General features: G+C 36.0%; 14 protein-coding genes and 1 tRNA gene. 10 read left to right on the top strand and 5 right to left on the bottom strand.

The features are described from left to right. Position 1 precedes the first annotated feature (1 nt). The 3 genes from PEPCATONIAE_RS07260 to PEPCATONIAE_RS07270 are packed head-to-tail and all read left to right on the top strand — an operon-like array spanning position 2 to position 3,408. Entirely contained in the window at positions 2-1,663 is a 1,662-nt protein-coding gene (locus PEPCATONIAE_RS07260) for an ABC transporter permease (RefSeq protein WP_138160478.1), read from the top strand. After that, entirely contained in the window at positions 1,647-2,681 is a 1,035-nt protein-coding gene (locus PEPCATONIAE_RS07265) for an ABC transporter ATP-binding protein (protein ID WP_138160479.1), read from the top strand. Before PEPCATONIAE_RS07260 ends, PEPCATONIAE_RS07265 begins: the two co-directional genes overlap by 17 nt. Beyond that, positions 2,671-3,408, top strand: a complete 738-nt coding sequence (locus tag PEPCATONIAE_RS07270; RefSeq protein ID WP_138160480.1) for a phosphatase — start codon at positions 2,671-2,673, stop codon at positions 3,406-3,408. The genes PEPCATONIAE_RS07265 and PEPCATONIAE_RS07270 overlap by 11 nt, the downstream gene beginning before the upstream one ends. Before the next feature lie 60 nt (positions 3,409-3,468). Here PEPCATONIAE_RS07270 and PEPCATONIAE_RS07275 read toward each other — a convergent pair whose 3' ends face one another. Genes PEPCATONIAE_RS07275 through sdaAB form a run of 3 tightly spaced genes read right to left on the bottom strand, consistent with a single transcriptional unit; the run spans position 3,469 to position 6,237 of the window. Further along, positions 3,469-4,689 carry a dicarboxylate/amino acid:cation symporter gene (locus tag PEPCATONIAE_RS07275; RefSeq protein ID WP_138160481.1) on the bottom strand — a complete coding sequence of 407 codons (1,221 nt, stop codon included), beginning with the start codon at positions 4,687-4,689 and terminating at the stop codon, positions 3,469-3,471. After that, a complete protein-coding gene (sdaAA, locus tag PEPCATONIAE_RS07280) occupies positions 4,682-5,569 on the bottom strand; it encodes an L-serine ammonia-lyase, iron-sulfur-dependent, subunit alpha (RefSeq protein WP_138160482.1) in 888 nt (295 codons plus the stop codon). The genes PEPCATONIAE_RS07275 and sdaAA overlap by 8 nt, the downstream gene beginning before the upstream one ends. A gap of 2 nt (positions 5,570-5,571) precedes the next feature. Beyond that, complete coding sequence (gene sdaAB / locus PEPCATONIAE_RS07285) at positions 5,572-6,237, bottom strand: L-serine ammonia-lyase, iron-sulfur-dependent subunit beta (protein WP_138160483.1); 666 nt, start codon at positions 6,235-6,237, stop codon at positions 5,572-5,574. A gap of 205 nt (positions 6,238-6,442) precedes the next feature. Between sdaAB and PEPCATONIAE_RS07290 the strand changes: the two genes are divergently transcribed. The 6 genes from PEPCATONIAE_RS07290 to PEPCATONIAE_RS07315 all read left to right on the top strand — a co-directional run bounded on the left by PEPCATONIAE_RS07290 (position 6,443) and on the right by PEPCATONIAE_RS07315 (position 15,762). Next, a complete protein-coding gene (locus tag PEPCATONIAE_RS07290; RefSeq protein WP_138160484.1) occupies positions 6,443-7,699 on the top strand; it encodes a dihydroorotase in 1,257 nt (418 codons plus the stop codon). Between the two features lie 130 nt (positions 7,700-7,829). Further along, positions 7,830-8,438 (top strand): hypothetical protein, encoded by a 609-nt coding sequence (locus PEPCATONIAE_RS07295; protein WP_138160485.1) that lies wholly within the window; start codon positions 7,830-7,832, stop codon positions 8,436-8,438. Between the two features lie 21 nt (positions 8,439-8,459). After that, a complete protein-coding gene (locus tag PEPCATONIAE_RS07300; RefSeq protein WP_138160486.1) occupies positions 8,460-11,231 on the top strand; it encodes a molybdopterin-dependent oxidoreductase in 2,772 nt (923 codons plus the stop codon). Positions 11,232-11,946: 715 nt separating this feature from the next. Then, positions 11,947-13,443, top strand: a complete 1,497-nt coding sequence (locus PEPCATONIAE_RS07305) for an HAL/PAL/TAL family ammonia-lyase (protein ID WP_138160487.1) — start codon at positions 11,947-11,949, stop codon at positions 13,441-13,443. 8 nt (positions 13,444-13,451) lie between these two features. Beyond that, positions 13,452-15,002 carry a BCCT family transporter gene (locus PEPCATONIAE_RS07310; RefSeq protein WP_138160488.1) on the top strand — a complete coding sequence of 517 codons (1,551 nt, stop codon included), beginning with the start codon at positions 13,452-13,454 and terminating at the stop codon, positions 15,000-15,002. A gap of 118 nt (positions 15,003-15,120) precedes the next feature. Next, positions 15,121-15,762 carry a GntR family transcriptional regulator gene (locus PEPCATONIAE_RS07315; protein WP_138160489.1) on the top strand — a complete coding sequence of 214 codons (642 nt, stop codon included), beginning with the start codon at positions 15,121-15,123 and terminating at the stop codon, positions 15,760-15,762. A gap of 86 nt (positions 15,763-15,848) precedes the next feature. Here the strand turns inward: PEPCATONIAE_RS07315 and PEPCATONIAE_RS07320 are convergent. Both PEPCATONIAE_RS07320 and hutI read right to left on the bottom strand, forming a co-directional pair. Next, positions 15,849-15,925: transfer RNA gene (locus tag PEPCATONIAE_RS07320), tRNA-Arg, on the bottom strand. Positions 15,926-16,071: 146 nt separating this feature from the next. Continuing rightward, positions 16,072-17,337, bottom strand: a complete 1,266-nt coding sequence (gene hutI, locus PEPCATONIAE_RS07325; protein ID WP_138160490.1) for an imidazolonepropionase — start codon at positions 17,335-17,337, stop codon at positions 16,072-16,074. Positions 17,338-17,607: 270 nt separating this feature from the next. On the opposite strand from hutI, the gene hutU reads away from it, so the two are divergent. Continuing rightward, positions 17,608-19,635, top strand: coding sequence for a urocanate hydratase (gene hutU / locus PEPCATONIAE_RS07330; RefSeq protein ID WP_138160491.1), 2,028 nt, complete (start codon positions 17,608-17,610; stop codon positions 19,633-19,635). Positions 19,636-19,925: the final 290 nt, after the last annotated feature.

Genomic DNA, 19,925 nt, shown 5'->3' on the forward strand with positions numbered 1-19,925 from the left:
TTTGAAAAGAGATAAGCTGCTAGATTATTTAATTGCTATAGTAGTTGTATTTATATTTGTCATCCCCTTTATAAAGCTTTTTATAAGAAGCTTTCAAGGGGATGGACTTATAATAAACTACAGTAAAATATTTTCAGATAAAAGGGTTATTAAAGGAATAATAAATACCTTTATTATAGGTATATCATCTTCCTTTATAACCCTTATTGTAGGCTCTTACCTGGCCTTTATAATAGCCTATACAAATATAAGATTTAAAGGACTTTTAAAGGTTTTAGTTTATCTGCCCTTTATTGTGCCAAGCTATATTATGACTCTTGCTTGGACCAACATAACATCCAATGTAGGTATAGTTACAAAACTTCTTAAGTCAGTAGGACTTAAGCCTATTAACCTATATTCAATAGGGGGGATAGTTTTTCTTATGCTGGTTTGCTATACTCCCTTTGTTTATTTAAGTGTTTATAGGAGCCTTATAAAGGTGCCCTTAAGCAATGAACATGCTTCCAAACTATTGAATTATGGAAGCTTTGAAACCTTTAGAAATATAAATTTAAGACAGATTACGCCTACTCTTGTAAGCACCTTTGTCCTTGTATTTTTATCAAGCTTGGACAACTTTTCCATTCCGGCTTTTTTAGGAGTGCCTGCAGGGATTTCAGTTCTGTCTACCTTAATTTATGAAAAGACGATTTCTATATCAACAGGAGGATTTACAGACCCGGCTGTTTTGTCGGCACTTCTGTTTATAATCTCTGTATCTGTATCCGGAATTGAGTCGTCAATAATTAAAAGATCAAGAACAGGTAAGGACTCATCTGAGGACACACAAATAAGATACTCTTTTAAGCCGAAAACAAGAAGTTTTATTGAAGTATTGACCTTTTTAGTATTTATCTTTATAAATATTGTGCCTATAGGCTTTATGATATATTCATCTCTTGTAGGCAACTATGTAGATGGATTTTCTTTTTCAAATTTAAGCCTTGATAACTATAGGTCTTTATTTTCAATATCTTCTATAAAAATGTCCATTACCAACAGTTTAACCTACGCTTTAATAACTGTTATAATATGTGCTTTTTTATCTATAATCTATGCTTATTTTAAATGGAAGAAAAAGTTTGATTTAAGTATTTCCATTCTTGAAAAGGCTACAAGTATTTCCTATTCTTTACCTGGAATGGTACTTGCTTTGTGTATGATATTTCATTGGGCAAAGCCTATACCAGGACTTAATATAGGGTTTTATGCAAGCTCCGTAATTATTTTAATAGCCTATGTCAGCAGGTTTTTAATTATAGACATGAAGTCGGCCTATCAAGGGTTTTCTTCAATATCAACAAGCCTTGAGTATGCGGCGGTTTTGTCTAACAGGTCAAGTTTAAAAAAGTGGACTGAAATCTTTCTACCTTTAATTTATAAATATGTTTTAACATCCAGTCTACTTATTTTTGTCTATTCCCTGTCGGAGCTTAGCCTTTCAGCCATACTGTCAGGGCCCTTTACAAAAACAATAGGGCTTTTTATTTTCAACCTACAACAGGCAGGGGACTATAATCTGGCCTATGCCATGTCTACCTTGGTTTTAATAGTGCTTTTAGCTATGTATATATTAATGGAAAAAATAAATAGTGGAGGAAAAAATGAGTTTAGTAATTAAAAATTTGTATAAGAGTTTTGGAGATAAGGCCGTTTTAAAAGATATAAATTTAGAAATAAAGGAAGGAGAATTTATTTCCCTTTTAGGGGCCAGTGGTTGTGGGAAAACTACACTTTTAAAAATAATTGCCGGCTTTGAAGGAATAGATTCAGGAGAGGTTATAAAAGACGGCAGGATTTTTGTAAAAAACAATGAAGTTTTTCTTCCTCCTCAAGACAGAAACCTTAATATGGTTTTTCAACAGTTTGCTCTTTGGCCACATATGAATGTAAAAGAACACTTGGAGTATGCCGTTAAAGGAAGGAATAAAAAGTCCAATGCTGATGAAGAAATAAATCGCATGATTGATATAGTTGGACTTAAAGGATTTGAAAAGTCTTATCCTGATGATCTTTCAGGAGGACAAAAGCAAAGAGTTGCATTGGCAAGGGCGCTTATAACAAGACCTGAAATTATTCTTATGGACGAACCTTTATCCGCTCTTGATGCAAACTTGAGAATTGAAATGCGTAAGTTTATAAAGGAGATCCATGACAAGTTTAAGTCCACAATAATTTATGTAACTCATGATCAAGGCGAGGCCCTGGCAATGAGCGACAGAATAGTTATTTTAAAAAACGGCATTATTGAACAGGAGGGAAGCCCCTTTGAAATTTATGAAAGTCCTAAAACCGAATATGTTGCAAAATTTGTAGGAAAGTCAAATCTTATAAGAGGAAGCTGGCAAGGAGATTTATTTGAGGTTGAGGGCTGTGATATTACCTTTAAGGATAAAGCGGTTAAGGCAAATTTCGCAAATCAAAACCTCTACCCTGTAAAGCCTGAGGATTTGTCTATATCAAAGGGAAACTCAGGCATAAGCGCCAAGGTAATATCAATAGAATATATGGGAACCGGATTTGAGTACAAACTTCAGTCTAATCAAGGTATAATAAATGTACACAGTAAAAAAGCCGGTTATAGACCGGGAGAGGATGTAAAGGTAATTAAGGAGGAGTTTTATAGAGATGCTATGTGATCTTCACACACATACAATAGTTAGTGGACATGCCTACTCAACTCTTAAGGAAAATATTGAAGAGGCTAAGAAAAAAGGACTTAAATTTATAGGAACCAGTGAACACTCTGAACAAATGCCGGGAACATGTAATAATGTATATTTTTACAATATGAAGATTCTAAAGAGGAATTTTGACGGCATATATTTAATAAGGGGAGCCGAGGCAAATATTATAGACTATTGTGGAAGACTTGACTTGACAGAAGACAAGCACCTTAGAAATTTGGATTATCTAATAGCTTCACTTCATTCAGCCTGTATAAAGGATGGAGGACTTACAAATAATACCGAAGCCTTAATAAAGGCCATGGACATGAAGAAGGTAAGAATAATAGGACACCCTGATGATGACAGATACCCTATAGACAAAGAGGAGCTTGTACTTGCAGCTAAGAAAAAGGGCATATTAATTGAGCTTAATAATTCTTCATTGACTAAGGAAACCTCAAGGATAAATGCAAAATCAAATAACATTGAAATTTTAAAGCTTTGTAAGGATTATAAGGTGGATATAATAATTAATTCAGATGCCCATGTTGATTATCAGGTGGGAGATTTTAAAAAAGCCCTTAAGCTTATTGAAGAAGTTAGCTTTCCAAAAGAAAGAGTTGTAAATTTTGATGAGAATGAAGATAGGCTTTTTGACTATTTGAAGATAAATAAGGAAAAATTTTACCAAGATTAAAAAATGACCCGGGAAGGACAACTTCTCAGGTCATTTTTATTTTAATAGGCTTTATTTAATTTAAGCCTCTTCAGTTTCTTTAGGTATAGGCTTTTTAAGTATGTTCTTGTAGTAGAATTTTTCTACTGACATGGAAATAGCATTATCTCCTGTTACATTTGCTGCAGTACCGAAAGAGTCCTGAGTAATGTAAAGGGATATAAGAATTGTAGCCAAAGGACTTTCTGTAGCTATTCCAACAACAGGTAGGAAGGGAAGGGCTGACATAACAGCACCGCCCGGTGCTCCCGGAGCTGCAACCATGGTAATTCCTAAAATTGCTATAAACTTAATTATAAGAGCATAGCTGTGAGGCATGCTATACATACAAAGAAGTGTATAGACACAGGCTGTAAGTGTAATCATTGATCCTGGCATATGGCAGGTAGCACATAGTGGGATTACAAATTCTCTTATTTGCTTTGTTACTCCTATATTTTTGTTACAATTTACGTTTACAGGAATTGTAGCGGCACTTGATTGAGTACCTACTGCAGTAACATAAGCCGGAAGAGCTTTTCTAAAGGATTTAATAGGATTCTTTCCTGAATAGGTACCTGAAATTAGGAACATTGCAAGAAGATACAATATGTGAAGGACTATAATGCAGCCGAATATTTTTATGAAAATTGATAGTATTGCGAAAACTGAACCTGAATAGCTCATACTTGCAAAGTTACAAAAAATATAAAAAGGTAGTGCCGGAATAATTGCTTTTGAAAGTACAAGGACTATTATTTCATTAAATTCAGATATTAAATTATAGAAAGCTTGACCTTGGTTCTTAGATCTTAAAATGGAAACAGTAAGGCCCAGCATAAAGGCAAGTACCAAAGCTGATGTAACTTCTAGAATAGGGTTTAAGGGAATAGTAAAGAAGGGCTCAAGGCCTTCAATATTTTTAACCTTTTCAGCCATTTCAGCTGAGATAAAGCTAGGAAAAATATTTGAAGCCATGGTATAGGACAAAGTACCTGCTATAAGAGTTGAGCCATAGGAAAGGATTAAGGTAATTCCAAGTAATTTTCCCGCTCCCTCTGAAAGGTCTGCTATACCCTTAGCTACAAAGGCAACAATCATAAGAGGGATTACAAAGTTTAAGAACTTTCCGAAGAGCCCTCCAATAGTAACAATTACTCTAATTGCAGTTTCAGGTAAAAAGCCTCCTAAAATTACACCTATAATAATTGCGATAATAAGTTTGGGTATTAAGCCCAAGGTAAATTTTTTTGACTCAGTCATTTTTTTCCTCCAAATTTAAAAAATTTTTTCTAATGGCTTGTCCGGTTTTGGTTCCGGCAAGACCTCCAAGTCCCGTTTCTCTAAGACCCTCGTCCAAGCTTGTTCCAACTTCAGACATGGCTTGTACCACCTCTTCAAAGGGGACTATAGATTTCACCCCTGCAAGGGCAAGATCGGCTGCTATAAATGCATTAATAACACCGGATGCGTTTCTAAAGGTGCAGGGATACTGAACAAGTCCTGCAATAGGATCGCATACAAGTCCTAAAACATTTATCAAGGTAATTGAAGCGGCATTTAAAATTTCCTCAGGGCTGCCGCCAAGCATTTCTACAAGAGCGGATGTAGCCATCGCAGAGGCCGAACCGCACTCTGCCTGACAGCCTCCCTCTGCACCGGCAAAGGTTGCGTATTTTCCTATAATCTGTCCTATACCTACAGATGTAAGAAAACCGTTTTGTAATGTTTCTTTGTCAAAATTATATCTTTCAGAAGCTGCTACTAACATGGCGGGCATAATACCTGATGAACCTGCTGTAGGAGCCGCTATAATTTTACCCATGGCGGCATTAACCTCTGAAGTTGAAAAAGCCATTGCCATAGCCTTTGCTGCGAACCTTCCTATAATAGGCTCCTTGTCTGTGGCATATTTATAGGTTATTTTAGAAAAGCCGTCAATCATTTTAAATCTGGTTTCGTCGGACTTGGTAAGGTTTGACTTTGCTGAGTCCTTCATAACCTCTATAACCTTATCTACATAGGCCCTTAGCTCTTCTTCAGTCATTTTAAGGGTCTTGCACTCATTTTCAATAACCAGATCATAAATATGACAGTTTTTTTCTCTACATAGGTCTATAATTTCCTGTGCCTTGTTTAACATTGTTACACCTCCACATACTTGGCGAAAATAAATCTTTCCGATTCAAGAATCTCAGATTTTAAGTCTTCAGCCAGAGGTTGATCCAACTCTATAGTAAGAGTAACTATATTGCTTATATTGTCCTTGTCGGTGTTCATGGATTCTATATTGTAATTCCTGCCGAAAAGCAGTGATGAAACATAGGCTATAACACCCTTTTGTTCGTGGTACTGAAGAAGTATTACAGGGAACTCTCCTCTAAAGCTTAGGCTGACTCCGTTAATATTAACTATTTCAATTGCACCGCCGCCAATGGAGCTGCCGATTATATACTCCTGTCTGTCCTTGTAGAAAAAATTAATTTTAACTGTATTAGGGTGATAAGCTTCTCCTAAGTTTTCAGTTTTAAATATGTAGTTAAGCTTCTTTTTCTCGGCTATTTCAAAAGATCTTCTAAGTCTGTCATCATAGGTTGAAAATCCCATTATGCCACCGATCAAAGCCTTGTCGGTGCCATGACCTTTGTAGGTTGCTGCAAAGGAACCATGAAGGATAAACTCCACCTTTTCAAAATCCTCTCCGCATATTTTAAGAGCCACATTTGCAATTCTGCAAGCTCCTGCAGTATGGGAGGAGCTTGGACCTACCATTACAGGTCCTAAAATGTCCAACATATTGTAATCAGCCATATTGTTCGCCTCCTAACAGTATTGGAAAAAGTTATTTACAAATAAACTTTAAATAATACTATAATAATAGATACCTTTAGTATTTTGACAAATATTACAATAAAAAGCTACCATAAATGACTTTCAAATTCAATATAATAAGGTAGATTTCAAAAAAGTAGTTAGCGAGGAAACTGATTATTCAGCTAAAGCAGGGAGGTAAAGTATGTTAATAAAACAAGTAAGACTTATGGATCCTGAATCGGGAACTGATAAGGTTTGTGACATCCTAATTAAAGACGGACTTATAAGGGAAATAGGGCAGATTGACATAGGTGATGAGGAAACAATTAATGGCAAGGACCTAGTGGCAGCTCCGGGCTTTGTAGATATTCATGTCCATTTTAGAGATCCGGGATTTACTTATAAGGAAGATTTGACCTCAGGATCGGAAGCCGCAGCTTGTGGAGGCTATACATCAGTTGTATGTATGGCAAATACCAAACCCGTTATGGATAATGTAAAAACCTTAAGGGAGTTTATAAAAAGGGCCGAGGAGTCAAAAATAAATATTTATACAGTTTCAGCTTTAACCCTTGGAATGAAGGGTGAGGAGCTTGTTAATATGGAAGCCATGATAAAGGAGGGAGCCGTAGGATTTTCAGATGACGGCATACCCAACACAAGGACGGATATTATAGTTGAGGCAATGGAAAGAGCAAAAAATCTTGATGTACCTATATCCTTTCATGAAGAAGACCCGTCCCTTAACAGGCAAAACGGAATAAATCATGGGAGGGTTTCAGATGCCTTAGGAGTTTATGGAGCTCCGGCTATTTCAGAAGAGGTATTTGTTGCAAGAGACGGTCTTTTGTCTTTAAGGACGGGAGCAAAAGTTGATATACAACACATATCATCAGGTGGAACTGTAGACCTTATGAGATACTACAAAAAAATGGGAGCCAAGCTCTATGGAGAGGTTACTCCTCACCACTTTTCATCAACAGAGGACCTGGTTTTTGAAAAGGGAAGCCTTGCAAAAATGAATCCCCCCCTTAGAAGAGAAGAGGACAGGCAAAAAATAATAGAAGGATTAAAGGACAATACAATTTCAATAATAGCAACGGACCATGCTCCTCATAGTAAGGAAGAAAAGGAAAGGAAACTTTTAAAAGCCCCATCAGGTATTATAGGACTTGAAACTGCCCTTGGTCTTGGTAATAAAAATTTAGTTAAAAAAGGTCACTTGAGCCTTATGGAACTAATAGAAAAAATGACAATAAACCCGGCAAAGCTTTTTAATTTAAAGGCGGGAAGAATTTTTAAGGGAGGACCTGCAGATATAGTAATCTTTAATCCCAATGAGGAGTATATAGTAAAGGACTTTAAATCAAAATCAGACAATTCTCCCTACCTGGGGGAAAAATTAATAGGCAAGGTTAAATACACCATTTGTCGAGGTAAAATAGTATATAAAAATTAAAAGAGAGCCGCCGAGAGGGCTCTCTTTTTAATAAATTATCTATTTATCTAAATAAATAGATAATTTATTAAATCAGGGGTAATAGATAGGCAAGACGTAAGGTTGTGGTTTATATGAAGGGAGGAAGATTATGGACAGTAGGGTAACAGTTAGACCAAGTGTTATAGTAAATGCAGCACCTGCCACGACATTTATTTATTGTTGTCTATGCTTCAGCTTTGCAGCTATGCTTTTAGGAGTGGTTAATGAAGGGGCGGCACTTGCTGTAGGGGTTTTACAACTTAGCGTATTTATAGGCTACACCATAGGATCAGTATTTATTTTAAAATCAGGATCCGGCATAGGAGGAAATACCTTCTTTATTTTTGCAACTATATTCGGTTGCACAGGAGGAAGCCTTACTATAGCAAATGAAATAGCAAAAGCTAAAGGAATAGCATTTTCTACTCAAATAGCAAGCGTAATTTACATAGTAAGTGGACTTATGCTTTTTGTTATTCTTTATGCCAACAGAGTAAGTCCGAAAACCGACTTTTTTATTATTCTGTTTGCGGCAATAGGTGTCAGTTCAGTTGGCTGGTCAGGATTTGTCCTTGAAGAACTTCTTACCAAAGTAGCAGGCATTGCATTATTAATAGACGGTATTATAGTTTTTTATACATCATCTATAGGATTTATTGAAATGTCCGGAAACAAGGTAAACTATGGAAGGCCTTTTGTAGACAAAAAATCAGCTTAAATAAGATGGAGGGGAAGATTTATGACGGTAACTATGAAAATTAACGGTAAAGAAGTAAAAACCGAAGAAACCAAAAAAACCTTGCTTCGTTTTTTAAGAGAAGACATGGGGTTGGTAGGAACTAAGGATGGTTGCAGTCAAGCTCAATGCGGAACCTGTACTGTAATTATAGATAAGAAGGCTGTTAAATCATGTACCAAAAGGCTTGATAAGCTTGACGGAGCACAGATAACTACAATTGAAGGTCTTGCTTCCAATGGAGAGCTTGATCCGATTCAAACGGCATTTTTAATAAGACACGGATTTCAATGCGGCTACTGCACTCCGGGAGTAATACTTGCGGTAAAGGCTCTATTAGATGAAAATCCTCATCCCAGCGATGAAGAAATTAAAAATCAGTTAAAAGAAAATATATGTAGGTGCACAGGCTATCAACAAATAATTGAATCTGTACATACTGCTATAGATATAATTGACGGGAAGATCCCCAACAAAATTGAAAATAAAAAAGGATGGGTTGGAGAAAGCCCTGCAAGTAAGCATGGAATTGAAAGGGTAACGGGAGCTACATTATTTGTGGACGATTTTCCTTTTAAAGGAGCCCTTGAAGGCAGATTAAGATTTACCGATTATCCTCATGCAAATATAAAAAATATAGACTACTCAGAGGCTGAAAAAATGCCGGGAGTTGAAAAAATTATAATAAGTAAGGACATACCGGGAAAGAAGACCTTTGTTGAAGACGTATATCCTCAAGATATACTTGCCGTAAATAAGGTTCACTTTATAGGAGACCCCATTGCTTTAGTATTTGCAGATACAGTTGAAAATGCAGACAAGGCTGCCAAGGCTATAAAAATAGACTATGAAGTTTTAGATGTAATAGATACAGCTGAAAAAGGACTTGATCCCAACTCTGAAAGAGTTCACCCAGAATACCCTAATGCCTACCATGTTTCAAAGGCTAAAAAAGGAAACGTTGAACGTGGCTTTGCTGAATCCGATGTAATTGTTGAACAGGAATTTGTAACTCAAAGAGTTGAACACGGAATCCTTGAACTTAATGCCAGCCTTGCAAGATATGATGAAAATGGTAGAATGGAGCTTTATGGAACAGGACAAAACCCTACTAAAATAAAGGGAGATGTATGTAAGGCCTTAAATCTTAAGGATGAAGAGTTAAGGTATGTAAACAGACCTGCAGGTGGAGCTTTTGGAGGACTTGAAGATTTAACTTTACAAATTTTTGCAGCCCTTGGAACCTACTATACTAAAAAACCTGTAAGAGTTACTATATCTCGTAGACAGGTACAAGCCTTGACACCTAAACGTCATCCTATTCATTTTAAATATAAGACAGGGGTTAAATATGACGGAAGTTTGATGGCAATTCAAGGTAGAGCCCTAATAGATTCAGGAGCCTACAACAGCTTGGGAGATTTTCTTGCAACCTGTACAGCAGCTATGGGTTCAGGACCTTACTCAGTACCAAATACCGATTTTGAATCCACAATAGTCTTTACAAATAACACCTATGGAGGATGCTTTAGAGGTTACGGAAGTACTCAAGTAACGGTATGTAATGAAACCCTTTTGGATAAGGCTGCAGAAGCTATAGGAATGGATCCTTTTGAGTTCAGAATGAAAAACGGACTTGAAATAGGTAAACAAACTCCAAGCGGACAAATTATAGATTATAGCTGTGGCTTTAAAGATTGTCTAAAAGCAATTCATGAAGCTTTTGAAAAAGAAGGGCTACCTGAGCCGTCAGGCCCCGATAAAAAAGTAGGCTACGGAATAGCAGGAGCCTTTAAAAACGGCGGATATGGAAACGGAATGGAAGACGGAGCCGGAACTAAAATTGAGCTTACCGATGACGGAAAGTTTTTAATTCATACAGGAGCAGTTGAATGCGGCCAAGGCGTTGACACCGTAGTATGTCAAATAGCAGCCCAAACCTTAGGAGTAGATTATGACGATGTAAATATAGGCCCTGTAGATAACGATGTATCACCATATTCAACAGGAAGTACCAGTGCATCCCGTGCAACTTACGGCTTCGGAAACTCAGCCAAGGCAGTTTGCACTATGTTTAAGGAAGCTCTTTTAAACTATGTTGCTGATAAGAAGAAAAGAAATGCATCACTTTTAGATATGAACGAAAAGGGAGTATATGACTTAAAGGATGATTTCTCCATGACCTATAAGGAAATAGCAAAAATGCTAAAGGAAAATGGGGACAAGCTGGTAAAAGAATACTATTATGTTGATAAAATCGTACTTCCTCTTCAAGATGACGGAAACAATATAAACAACGATCCCGACAGAAAGGTTTATACAACCTATATATATTCCGCACAAATTGCAGTAGTTGAAGTTGATACAAAGACAGGGGAAGTAAAGGTATTAAAGGTTTACGCAGCAAGCGATGTAGGAAGAACCATTAATCCTGATCTTGTAGATGGTCAGCTTATAGGAAGCGTAGTAATGGGCATGGGCTATGCTCTTGGAGAAAACTTCGAACAGGAAAAAGGTCAAATAGTAAGGAAGAACTACAAGGATCTTCACGTTCCTACAATTTTAGAAGCACCTGAAGTTGAAACTTTTAGAATAGAAGAAACTCACCCCTTTGGTCCATATCAAGCAAAGGGATTGGGAGAGGGTGCCTTAAACCCTGTAGCACCTGCAATTTTAAATGCAATTTACAATGCGGTAGGGGTAAGGATAGACAGACTCCCTGTAGACAAAGATAAACTTGCAGAGGCAATAAAAGGAGATAAAATTTATAAATAATTTAGTTTAGACTATAAAATAAAATCTTATCTCTTATCTAGTTAAACAAGTAAATTATAATTAGATATTAGAAAAGGGCGGGTGTCCATTTATAAATTATATGTGGCATCCGCTTTTTCTATTTATTTCTAATAAAATAATAAATTTCTCATATAGGGGATGTACTTTATATTGTTAAGAAACACTTTATCTTATATAAAAATTCAAAGTAAAAACAAAATTAAAACTATAGAGTAAATTAGCTGAAATTATTTAGAGGATAAGAATTAATTAAAGTGTTGACACTATAACTATAAAGTAATATTATTATAGCATGAGTGGTAGAATGTTAGCGCACAAAAGCGTGCACAATGCATATAAGATGCTTTTCAAGTGTTGACAAATTTTTTATGCCCTGGAGGAAGTAATTAATAGGCGTAAAAAACACGTAAGATTTAATCTCTCTAAGAGATTAAAAATAATTAACTACAAACTTAAAACTCCGGTTTTTCTTAAACAAGTCATTAATGTGTAAGGTTTTTCTAAGGTTAGAGACTACAAAAATAAATTTAAAGGGACAATTCATATAATAAAAGGGAGAGGAATTTTTTATAAAAAATTCTTTTCTATGGAATAATAAATGCTATTAATAGTGCCCTGTATGCAAAGGTTAACCTTGGAAGAACCGTCAATAATATAGATGCATTAAATGAAAAAAATAAAGAGAGGTGAGTAGATGGAAAAATTAATTTTAACAGGCAAACCTTTAAGCCTTCAAGATGTTTATGAAGTGGCATTTGAAAATCGCTTAGTTGATATTTCAGATGATGCGAAAAATCGCGTTAAGGCTGCAAGGCAAATTTTATTTGATATGGCGGCTGAAGGAAAACCTGTATATGGACTGAACAGAGGGGTAGGTTGGAACAAGGACAAGGAATTTGACGAAGATTTTTTTGCTCAATACAATAGGAACCTTTTAAATTCTCACTGTTTAGGAGTAGGCCCCTATCACACAGATGAACAGGTAAGGGCAATTCTACTAATTAGACTTAATAAGGCCCTTGCAGGTTGCACAGGTCTTAGCTTGGATTTGGCAGACCATTACAAAAGTTTTTTGAATTACAGAATCCATCCAAGAATTCCCATGAGGTCCTCTGTAGGTGAAGCCGACATTACGACACTTTCACATATAGGCTTGGCCTTTATTGGAGAAGAGGATGTAAGCTTTAATGGTGAAATTGTAAATTCTAAAATCGCCATGGACAAGGTAGGGCTTGAACCGGTAAAGCTTGGACCTAAGGATGGACTTAGCATTGTTTCTTCCAACGCTCAGGGAGAGGCTATGACCGCTATTATACTTAAAGAGATTAAAGATCTTGTAAAAATGGCCAACCTTGTTTTCTGTATGAGTTTGGAAGGACTTAACGGAGTTACTGAACAACTTAGAGAAGACGTAAATGCCCTTAGAGGAATTAAGGGTCAAATAGAAGCTGCAAGTATGTGTAGAGAATTTTTAAAGGGCAGCTACCTTTATGAGTATGACCCTAAAAGAGCTCTTCAAGACCCATTAAGTTTTCGTTGTGCACATTCAGTAAACGGAGCTTTATATGATGCCCTTAAATATGTTGAGGAACAACTTAACATATCCATGAATTCAACAGACGATAATCCTTGCATAATTATTGATGAACAATCATCTTTTGTAAGTTCCAACTTCGAGGTTACTTCCCTTGCTATAGGAGTTGAGATGTTGGCTGTTGGTCTTAGTCACTTATCAAAGTCATCCTGCTACAGAATGATTAAACTTGCAGATCCGGCTTTCACAGGTTTAACCCGTTTCTTAACACCTAAAGAAGTTACAACAATTGCCTTTGGTACAATTCAAAAAACATATACAATGCTTGATACTCAAAATCGAGGACTTGCAAATCCTTCTTCAATGGACTTTTATGCAATGGCAGGAGGAATTGAGGATCATGCAAGTAATTTGCCTCTAGCTTGCTATAAGATAATGCAAATGCTGGACAATATTTATTACATATTAGGAATTGAAGCAATGCATGCTGCACAAGCCATAGACCTAAGAGGAGATATTAAGTTAGGTCGAGGCACTTCAAAAGCTTATAAGATTTTTAGAGAGTATGTTAAGTTCTATGACAAGGATAGAAATCTTTCCAGAGACATACAAAAAGCTTATGAGTGTATTAAATCAAAGAAATTCATAAATATCTGAGGTGGAACATGGAAAAGAAAAAAATTGATAAAAAAGAAGTTCGTTGGGGAGTCTTTATCCCTGGATTTATATTAATGTTTACTGCCGCTATAATCGGAATTGTAAATAACCAAGCTCTATCAACTATATCAAATAATATATTTAAGTGGTCCTTGGACAATTTCGGATGGCTATACCAAATTATTACGATTTTTGTTTTAATTTTAACCTTAACTATTATGTTTTCCAAGGTAGGAAGTATTCGTCTGGGAGGAAAGGACGCCAAACCTCGTTTTTCATTTATGACTTGGTTTGCCATGACTCTAACAGGTGGAGTTGCTACAGGTATTGTTACCTGGGGTGTTAACGAACCTATTATTTATTATGGTAATGTTTGGGGAGAGCTGGACAAGCTTGGAATAGAACCTTTTTCAGAGGAAGCTCTACGCTTTGCCATGGGAAGATGTTTCTACAACTGGACCTTCCCTCCCTATGCAATATATGCTTTAATGGGTGTTTTAACAGCCTATGTATACTTTAATAAAAAACAACAGCTTTCAGTTACATCAACTCTTACACCTTTATTTGGAGAAAAAATCAAGAACTCAAAAGCATCAACTGTAATTGACGTTTTATCCATGCTGGGAGTAGCTATTGGACTTTCTTCAGGATTTACAGTTTGCCTTGTACTTTTAACAACAGGTTTAAAATCAGGCTATGGTATTGAATCAACTATGCCTTTATTTATAGGCTTAGGTCTTTTAATTGTAGTTTTGTTCTCAGCATCTTCTTATGTAGGACTTGATAAAGGCTTGGCAAAGGTGGGTAACTTAAATGCTTACTTCTACTATGGACTGTTAATTTTCTTATTTGTTGTAGGACCGACTTTGTTTATTTTAAGAAATACTACAGCAGGTATGGCTGAGTGGTTACATAACTTCTGGAGATGGGGACTTGATCCTATTGATATAGGTGGAGAAGCCTTAGTTCGTTCATGGACCCTATTTGACTTTTCCGTTTGGATTGCCTATGCTCCTGTAACGGGAATTTTCTTGGCACAAATTTCTTATGGAAGAACAATTAGAGAATTTTTAACTATAAACCTTTTGTTACCGGCTATTTTCGGTATCATTTGGTTCGGAGTTTGGGGAAACAATGCTTTATTTATGCAAATGACAGGAGAATTGGATTTAGTAAACGCAATTCAAAATACCAATGCAACTATGGCTCTCTTTGAATTTATCAAGAGTCTGCCTCTGTCAGCTATTATTATCCCGATTAATCTTTTTATAATTCTAATGTCCTTTGTAACAGCTGCTGATGCTACATCAACATCAATTGCATCTATGTGCATGAAAAATATTCCTATAGGATCTGAGGCTCCCGGACCTATGAAAATTATCTGGGGTGCAACTATTGCTTGTATAGCTATAGTTATGGCAGCCTTTGGCGGAGGAGAACAGGGAGTTCAAGGAGTTAAGGACTTGGCTGCTGCAGGTGGATTTGTAGTATTGTTTATCTTTATACTTCAAGTTATCTCAGCAATAAAAACCTTCTTCTTTGATAAGCTTGAAGAATAAAAAATTTATAGCATTTGAAATAATTTAATGATTATAATAGAATACTCATTGGGTATATAAAGAGCGGCAGATTTATAGCTGCTCTTTATTAATTTATAATGGAAGATGTGAAGATTCTATGCGTATTAAAAGGATAAGTATTAAAGGACAGGTATTTGATTTAATTAAGGAGAAAATTCTAAAAAAGGAATATAAGCTTGGAGAATATATAAATATTCAGGAGCTTACAAGGCAACTTTCTGTTAGCAATACTCCTATTAGAGAAGCTTTGTCCTCATTGGAGGCGGAGGGTTTAATTGAATTATCCGACAACTCTAAATACAAGGTTATTGACTTATCTGAAAAGGAAATTGTCGACTTAAATGAGAGTATTTTAATTCTACTCCTAGGCTCTCTTAACCTGATAAGGCAAAAGAATAGGGTGGCTATTTTAGAAGATCTTCTTGAGAAAGCATACTTGGACCATTTAAAAATATATGAAATGAAAAAAGCCTTTGATTATGAATACATTAAAACATCCCTTAACTTTGACAGGCAATTTGTTGTTGCAACGGATAATGTCTATATGGGTAGAGAGTTTGACAGTTTAGTAAATCTTTTACTTTTAACATCAATTTACAATAAAAGTGCCTATAAAGATATACACTTTGAGGAACACCGCCTTATGTTTGAAGCTATAAAGAAAAGAGATTTTGATGAAATAGAAAACATTTTAAAAAGGCATTTTAATAAAAAAGAAAGTGATATGGATTACAGTTAAGTTTGTGATTAAAAGTCAAATAGAAATAAGAAAAAGGACCTACTTGTTTATAGAGTAGGTCCTTTTTTATAGTATAAAAATTTTTATGGTGCACACAAGAGGAATTGAACCCCCGGCCTAGGCTTTAGGAGAGCCTCGCTCTATCCTACTGAGCTATGTGTGCATTAAATAAATTTTATTATAAGTTAAAGAATATGTCAATTATTTGAAAAATTTTGTAGAAGTTCATATAAATTAAGAACTATAAAATGTTTATCTTAAATATAAGAACATAAAAAAGGGCGGCAATCCCGCCCTTTAATTTAAAAATTATTTAAGTCTTTGTCTGTTTTCTACTACTAACTCACCTTTTTTATAAACTTGTGAGCATAGGTTTGTAGCAAAGAAGTATAAAGTATAGTCAAGGTTAGGTGCGTCAAATATAGTTATATCTGCATCCTTTCCTTCATCAAAGCTTCCGATTTTGTCCGCTCTTGCAACTGAATAAGCAGCGTTAATAGTAACTGCATTATATACTTCAATTGGTGTAAGCTTCATAGCCAAGCAGCCTAATTGCATAATGAATTGTAGGTTTGCTGTTGGACATGAACCTGGATTACAGTCTGTAGTAAGAGTAATTGCCATACCTGCATCAAGCATCTTTCTTGCAGGAGCAAAAGTATCAGCCATTAAAGAGAAAGTTGTTCCGGGAAGAAGATTTCCTATAACTCCTGCCTCAGCAAGTTTTTTAATATCTTCATCAGTTATAACCATAAGGTGTTCTGCTGATGTAGTTTTAAGTTCAGCCGCTACACTTGATCCGCCAATAGATTCAATTTCATCAGCATGGATTCTGGTTTTAAGTCCGGCCTCTTGAGCAGCCTTTAAGATTCTTCTTGATTGATCCGCTGTAAATACTCCCTTTTCGCAGAAAACATCACAAAATTCAGCCAAGTTTTCTTCAACAACCTTAGGCATCATTTCTATAACTTGATCTACAAACTTATCAGGATTGTCTTTAAGATCTGTAGGTATTGCATGAGCTGCCATAAAAGTTGATACAAGATCTATAGGAAGGTCCTTGTCAAGCTTTTTAACAACCTCCATTTGTCTTTTTTCAGTTTCCCAGTTAAGACCGTAGCCTGATTTAGCTTCAACAGTAGTAACTCCATGTACCATCATATGATCAAGAAGCTTTTCGGTTTTATTGTAAAGGTCTTCAAAAGAAGCTTCTCTTGTAGCTCTTTGAGTAGAAAGAATGCCACCGCCTTGTTCAAGAATTTCAAGATAGGTTACTCCGTTTAACTTCTTTGAAAATTCATGTTCACGGCTACCGCCATACACAAGGTGAGTGTGGGCATCTATAAGACCTGGAGCTGCGGTTTTGCCTTTAAGGTCAACCATTTTAGTTTTGTCGGACTTTAGTTCCTCAGGCACACTGCCTTCTCCAACTTTTAAAATTTTGCCGTCGGCTATAGCTATATATCCGTTCTTTAAAACTGTAGCCTTGTTCATCTCATCTCCACGTAGTGGATGTCCCGGGTCATTAGGGACAAAGATTTCATTAAGATTGTATAAAATTTTATCTGCAGTCATAATTACCTCCATTATTAAAAATATCAAATCCTTTTACAATGTTGTCTGTATGGTTTATAATTGTTATTGGAAACGTACATATATTAGTATAATATACTAATTAAATTAAATCTACCATGGGTCTAATTAACATCTAAGGGGCCAAGACCGAATAGTTGGGCAAATTTTCAAGTGGAGATTGTAACGTTTTCTCGACGTTGACTTTTTAAAGACGAAAAAAGCATAATATATCTTTCAGAAAGTTTATATTTTATTTAAGGAGGAATAAAAATGCTAAACAATAATGATATTGCAGGAGCAATGAAGATTAAGTTAGAGTTCGACGAACTTCCTGAACTTCCTAAGTTTAAAGAAGGAATTCGTAGAGCACCTGACAGAGGATTTAGATTATCTCAAGCTCAAACTGAATTGGCACTTAAAAACGCACTAAGATACATCCCTGAAAAATTCCATGAACAATTAATTCCTGAGTTCTTAGAAGAACTTACAACTAGAGGAAGAATCTACGGATACAGATTTAGACCTGAAGGAAGACTTTACGGTAAGCCAATTGATGAGTACAAAGGTAACTGTATTGAAGGTAAAGCTTGCCAAGTAATGATTGAAAACAACCTTGACTTTGACGTAGCTTTATATCCTTACGAATTAGTAACTTACGGTGAAACAGGATCTGTATGTCACAACTGGATGCAATACAGACTTATTAAAAAGTACCTTGAAGTAATGACTGATGAACAAACACTAGTTGTTGAATCAGGTCACCCACTAGGACTTTTCGCATCAAGAAAGAACTCTCCAAGAGTTATAATCACTAACGGTCTATTAGTTGGCGAATATGACAACCATGATGACTGGGAAATCGCAGAAGAAATGGGAGTTACCAACTACGGACAAATGACAGCAGGCGGCTGGATGTACATTGGACCTCAAGGTATAGTTCACGGTACATTTAACACTATCCTAAACGCAGGTAGATTAAAATTAGGTCTTAAGGCTGAAGACGACTTAAGAGGAAAACTATTTGTAACATCAGGACTAGGCGGAATGAGTGGTGCTCAAGGTAAAGCAGCAGAAATCGCTCACGCTGTAGGTGTTGTTGCAGAAGTTGACTACTCAAGAATTGAAACAAGACTTGAACAAGGTTGGGTTTCAAAAGTAGCTGAAACTCCAGAAGAAACAATGAAACTTGCTAAAGAATATCTAGAAAAAGAAGAAGCAATGTCAATCGCTTATCACGGAAACATTGTAGATCTTCTACATTACATTGACAAAAACAATATTCACGTTGACCTACTTTCTGACCAAACTTCATGCCACAACGCATATGATGGTGGATATTGTCCAGTAGGAATTTCTTTCGAAGAAAGAACAAGACTACTTGCTGAAGATCATGACAAATTCGTTAAACTTGTTAACGATACATTAAGACAACACTTTGAAGTTATCAAAGCATTAGTTGCTAAGGGAACTTACTTCTTTGACTATGGTAACTCATTTATGAAAGCTGTATATGATGCAGGCGTTAAAGAAATATCTAAGAACGGCGTAGACGACAAAGACGGATTCATTTGGCCAAGCTACGTTGAAGATATTATGGGACCACTTCTATTTGACTACGGATATGGACCATTCAGATGGGTATGCTTAAGCCGTAAGCACGAAGACCTAATCCAAACAGATAAGGCAGCTATGGAAGCTATCGATCCTAACAGAAGATACCAAGACAGAGATAACTACAACTGGATTAGAGACGCTGAAAAGAACAAGCTAGTAGTAGGTACAGAAGCAAGAATTCTTTACCAAGACGAAGAAGGAAGAGTTAGAATAGCTCTAGCATTTAACAAACTAGTACGTGAAGGCAAGATTGGTCCTGTAATGATGGGCCGTGACCACCATGACGTATCAGGCGTTGACTCTCCATTCAGAGAAACCTCAAACATCAGAGACGGTTCAAACGTATGTGCAGACATGGCAGTACAATGCTACGCAGGTAACGCAGCAAGAGGTATGTCAGTTATAGCTCTTCACAACGGTGGCGGTGTTGGTATAGGTAAATCTATTAATGGTGGATTCGGACTAGTTCTTGACGGATCAGAAAGAGTAGACGAAATTATTAAACTATCTCTAAGCTGGGACGTTATGGGCGGAGTTGCTAGAAGAAACTGGGCTAGAAACGAACACGCTATTGAAACTGCAGTAGAATTTAACAAGAATCGTAGTGACGGACACATCACTATTCCTTACCTAGCAGACGACAAAAAGGTTAAGGATGCAGTTGCTAAAATCTTTAACAAATAAGTTTAAGAAAAATAAATAAAAATAAAAACATAAGCCTTTCATATAAGAAGGGCTTATGTTTTTTATTCATTAAGAAACATTACATTTAAAATAAAATAAAAAAAGTAAAAAAATCCCTTGACAAAACAAAACGAGGCAATATATAATAGACAAGCTACCTCAAAAAAGGCAGCAAGAACCAAGATAATTAAATAGTGTAAGAAATCATAAGCAAAGAAGCTTAGCGGAAAAAGTCAGTAAAAAGAACTGAAGCTAAGGACAAATTACAATCGAGAGTTTGATCCTGGCTC

Origin of the sequence: Peptoniphilus catoniae (genome assembly GCF_901447155.2) — a bacterium.
Taxonomy (GTDB): Bacteria; Bacillota; Clostridia; order Tissierellales; family Peptoniphilaceae; genus Peptoniphilus_E; species Peptoniphilus_E catoniae.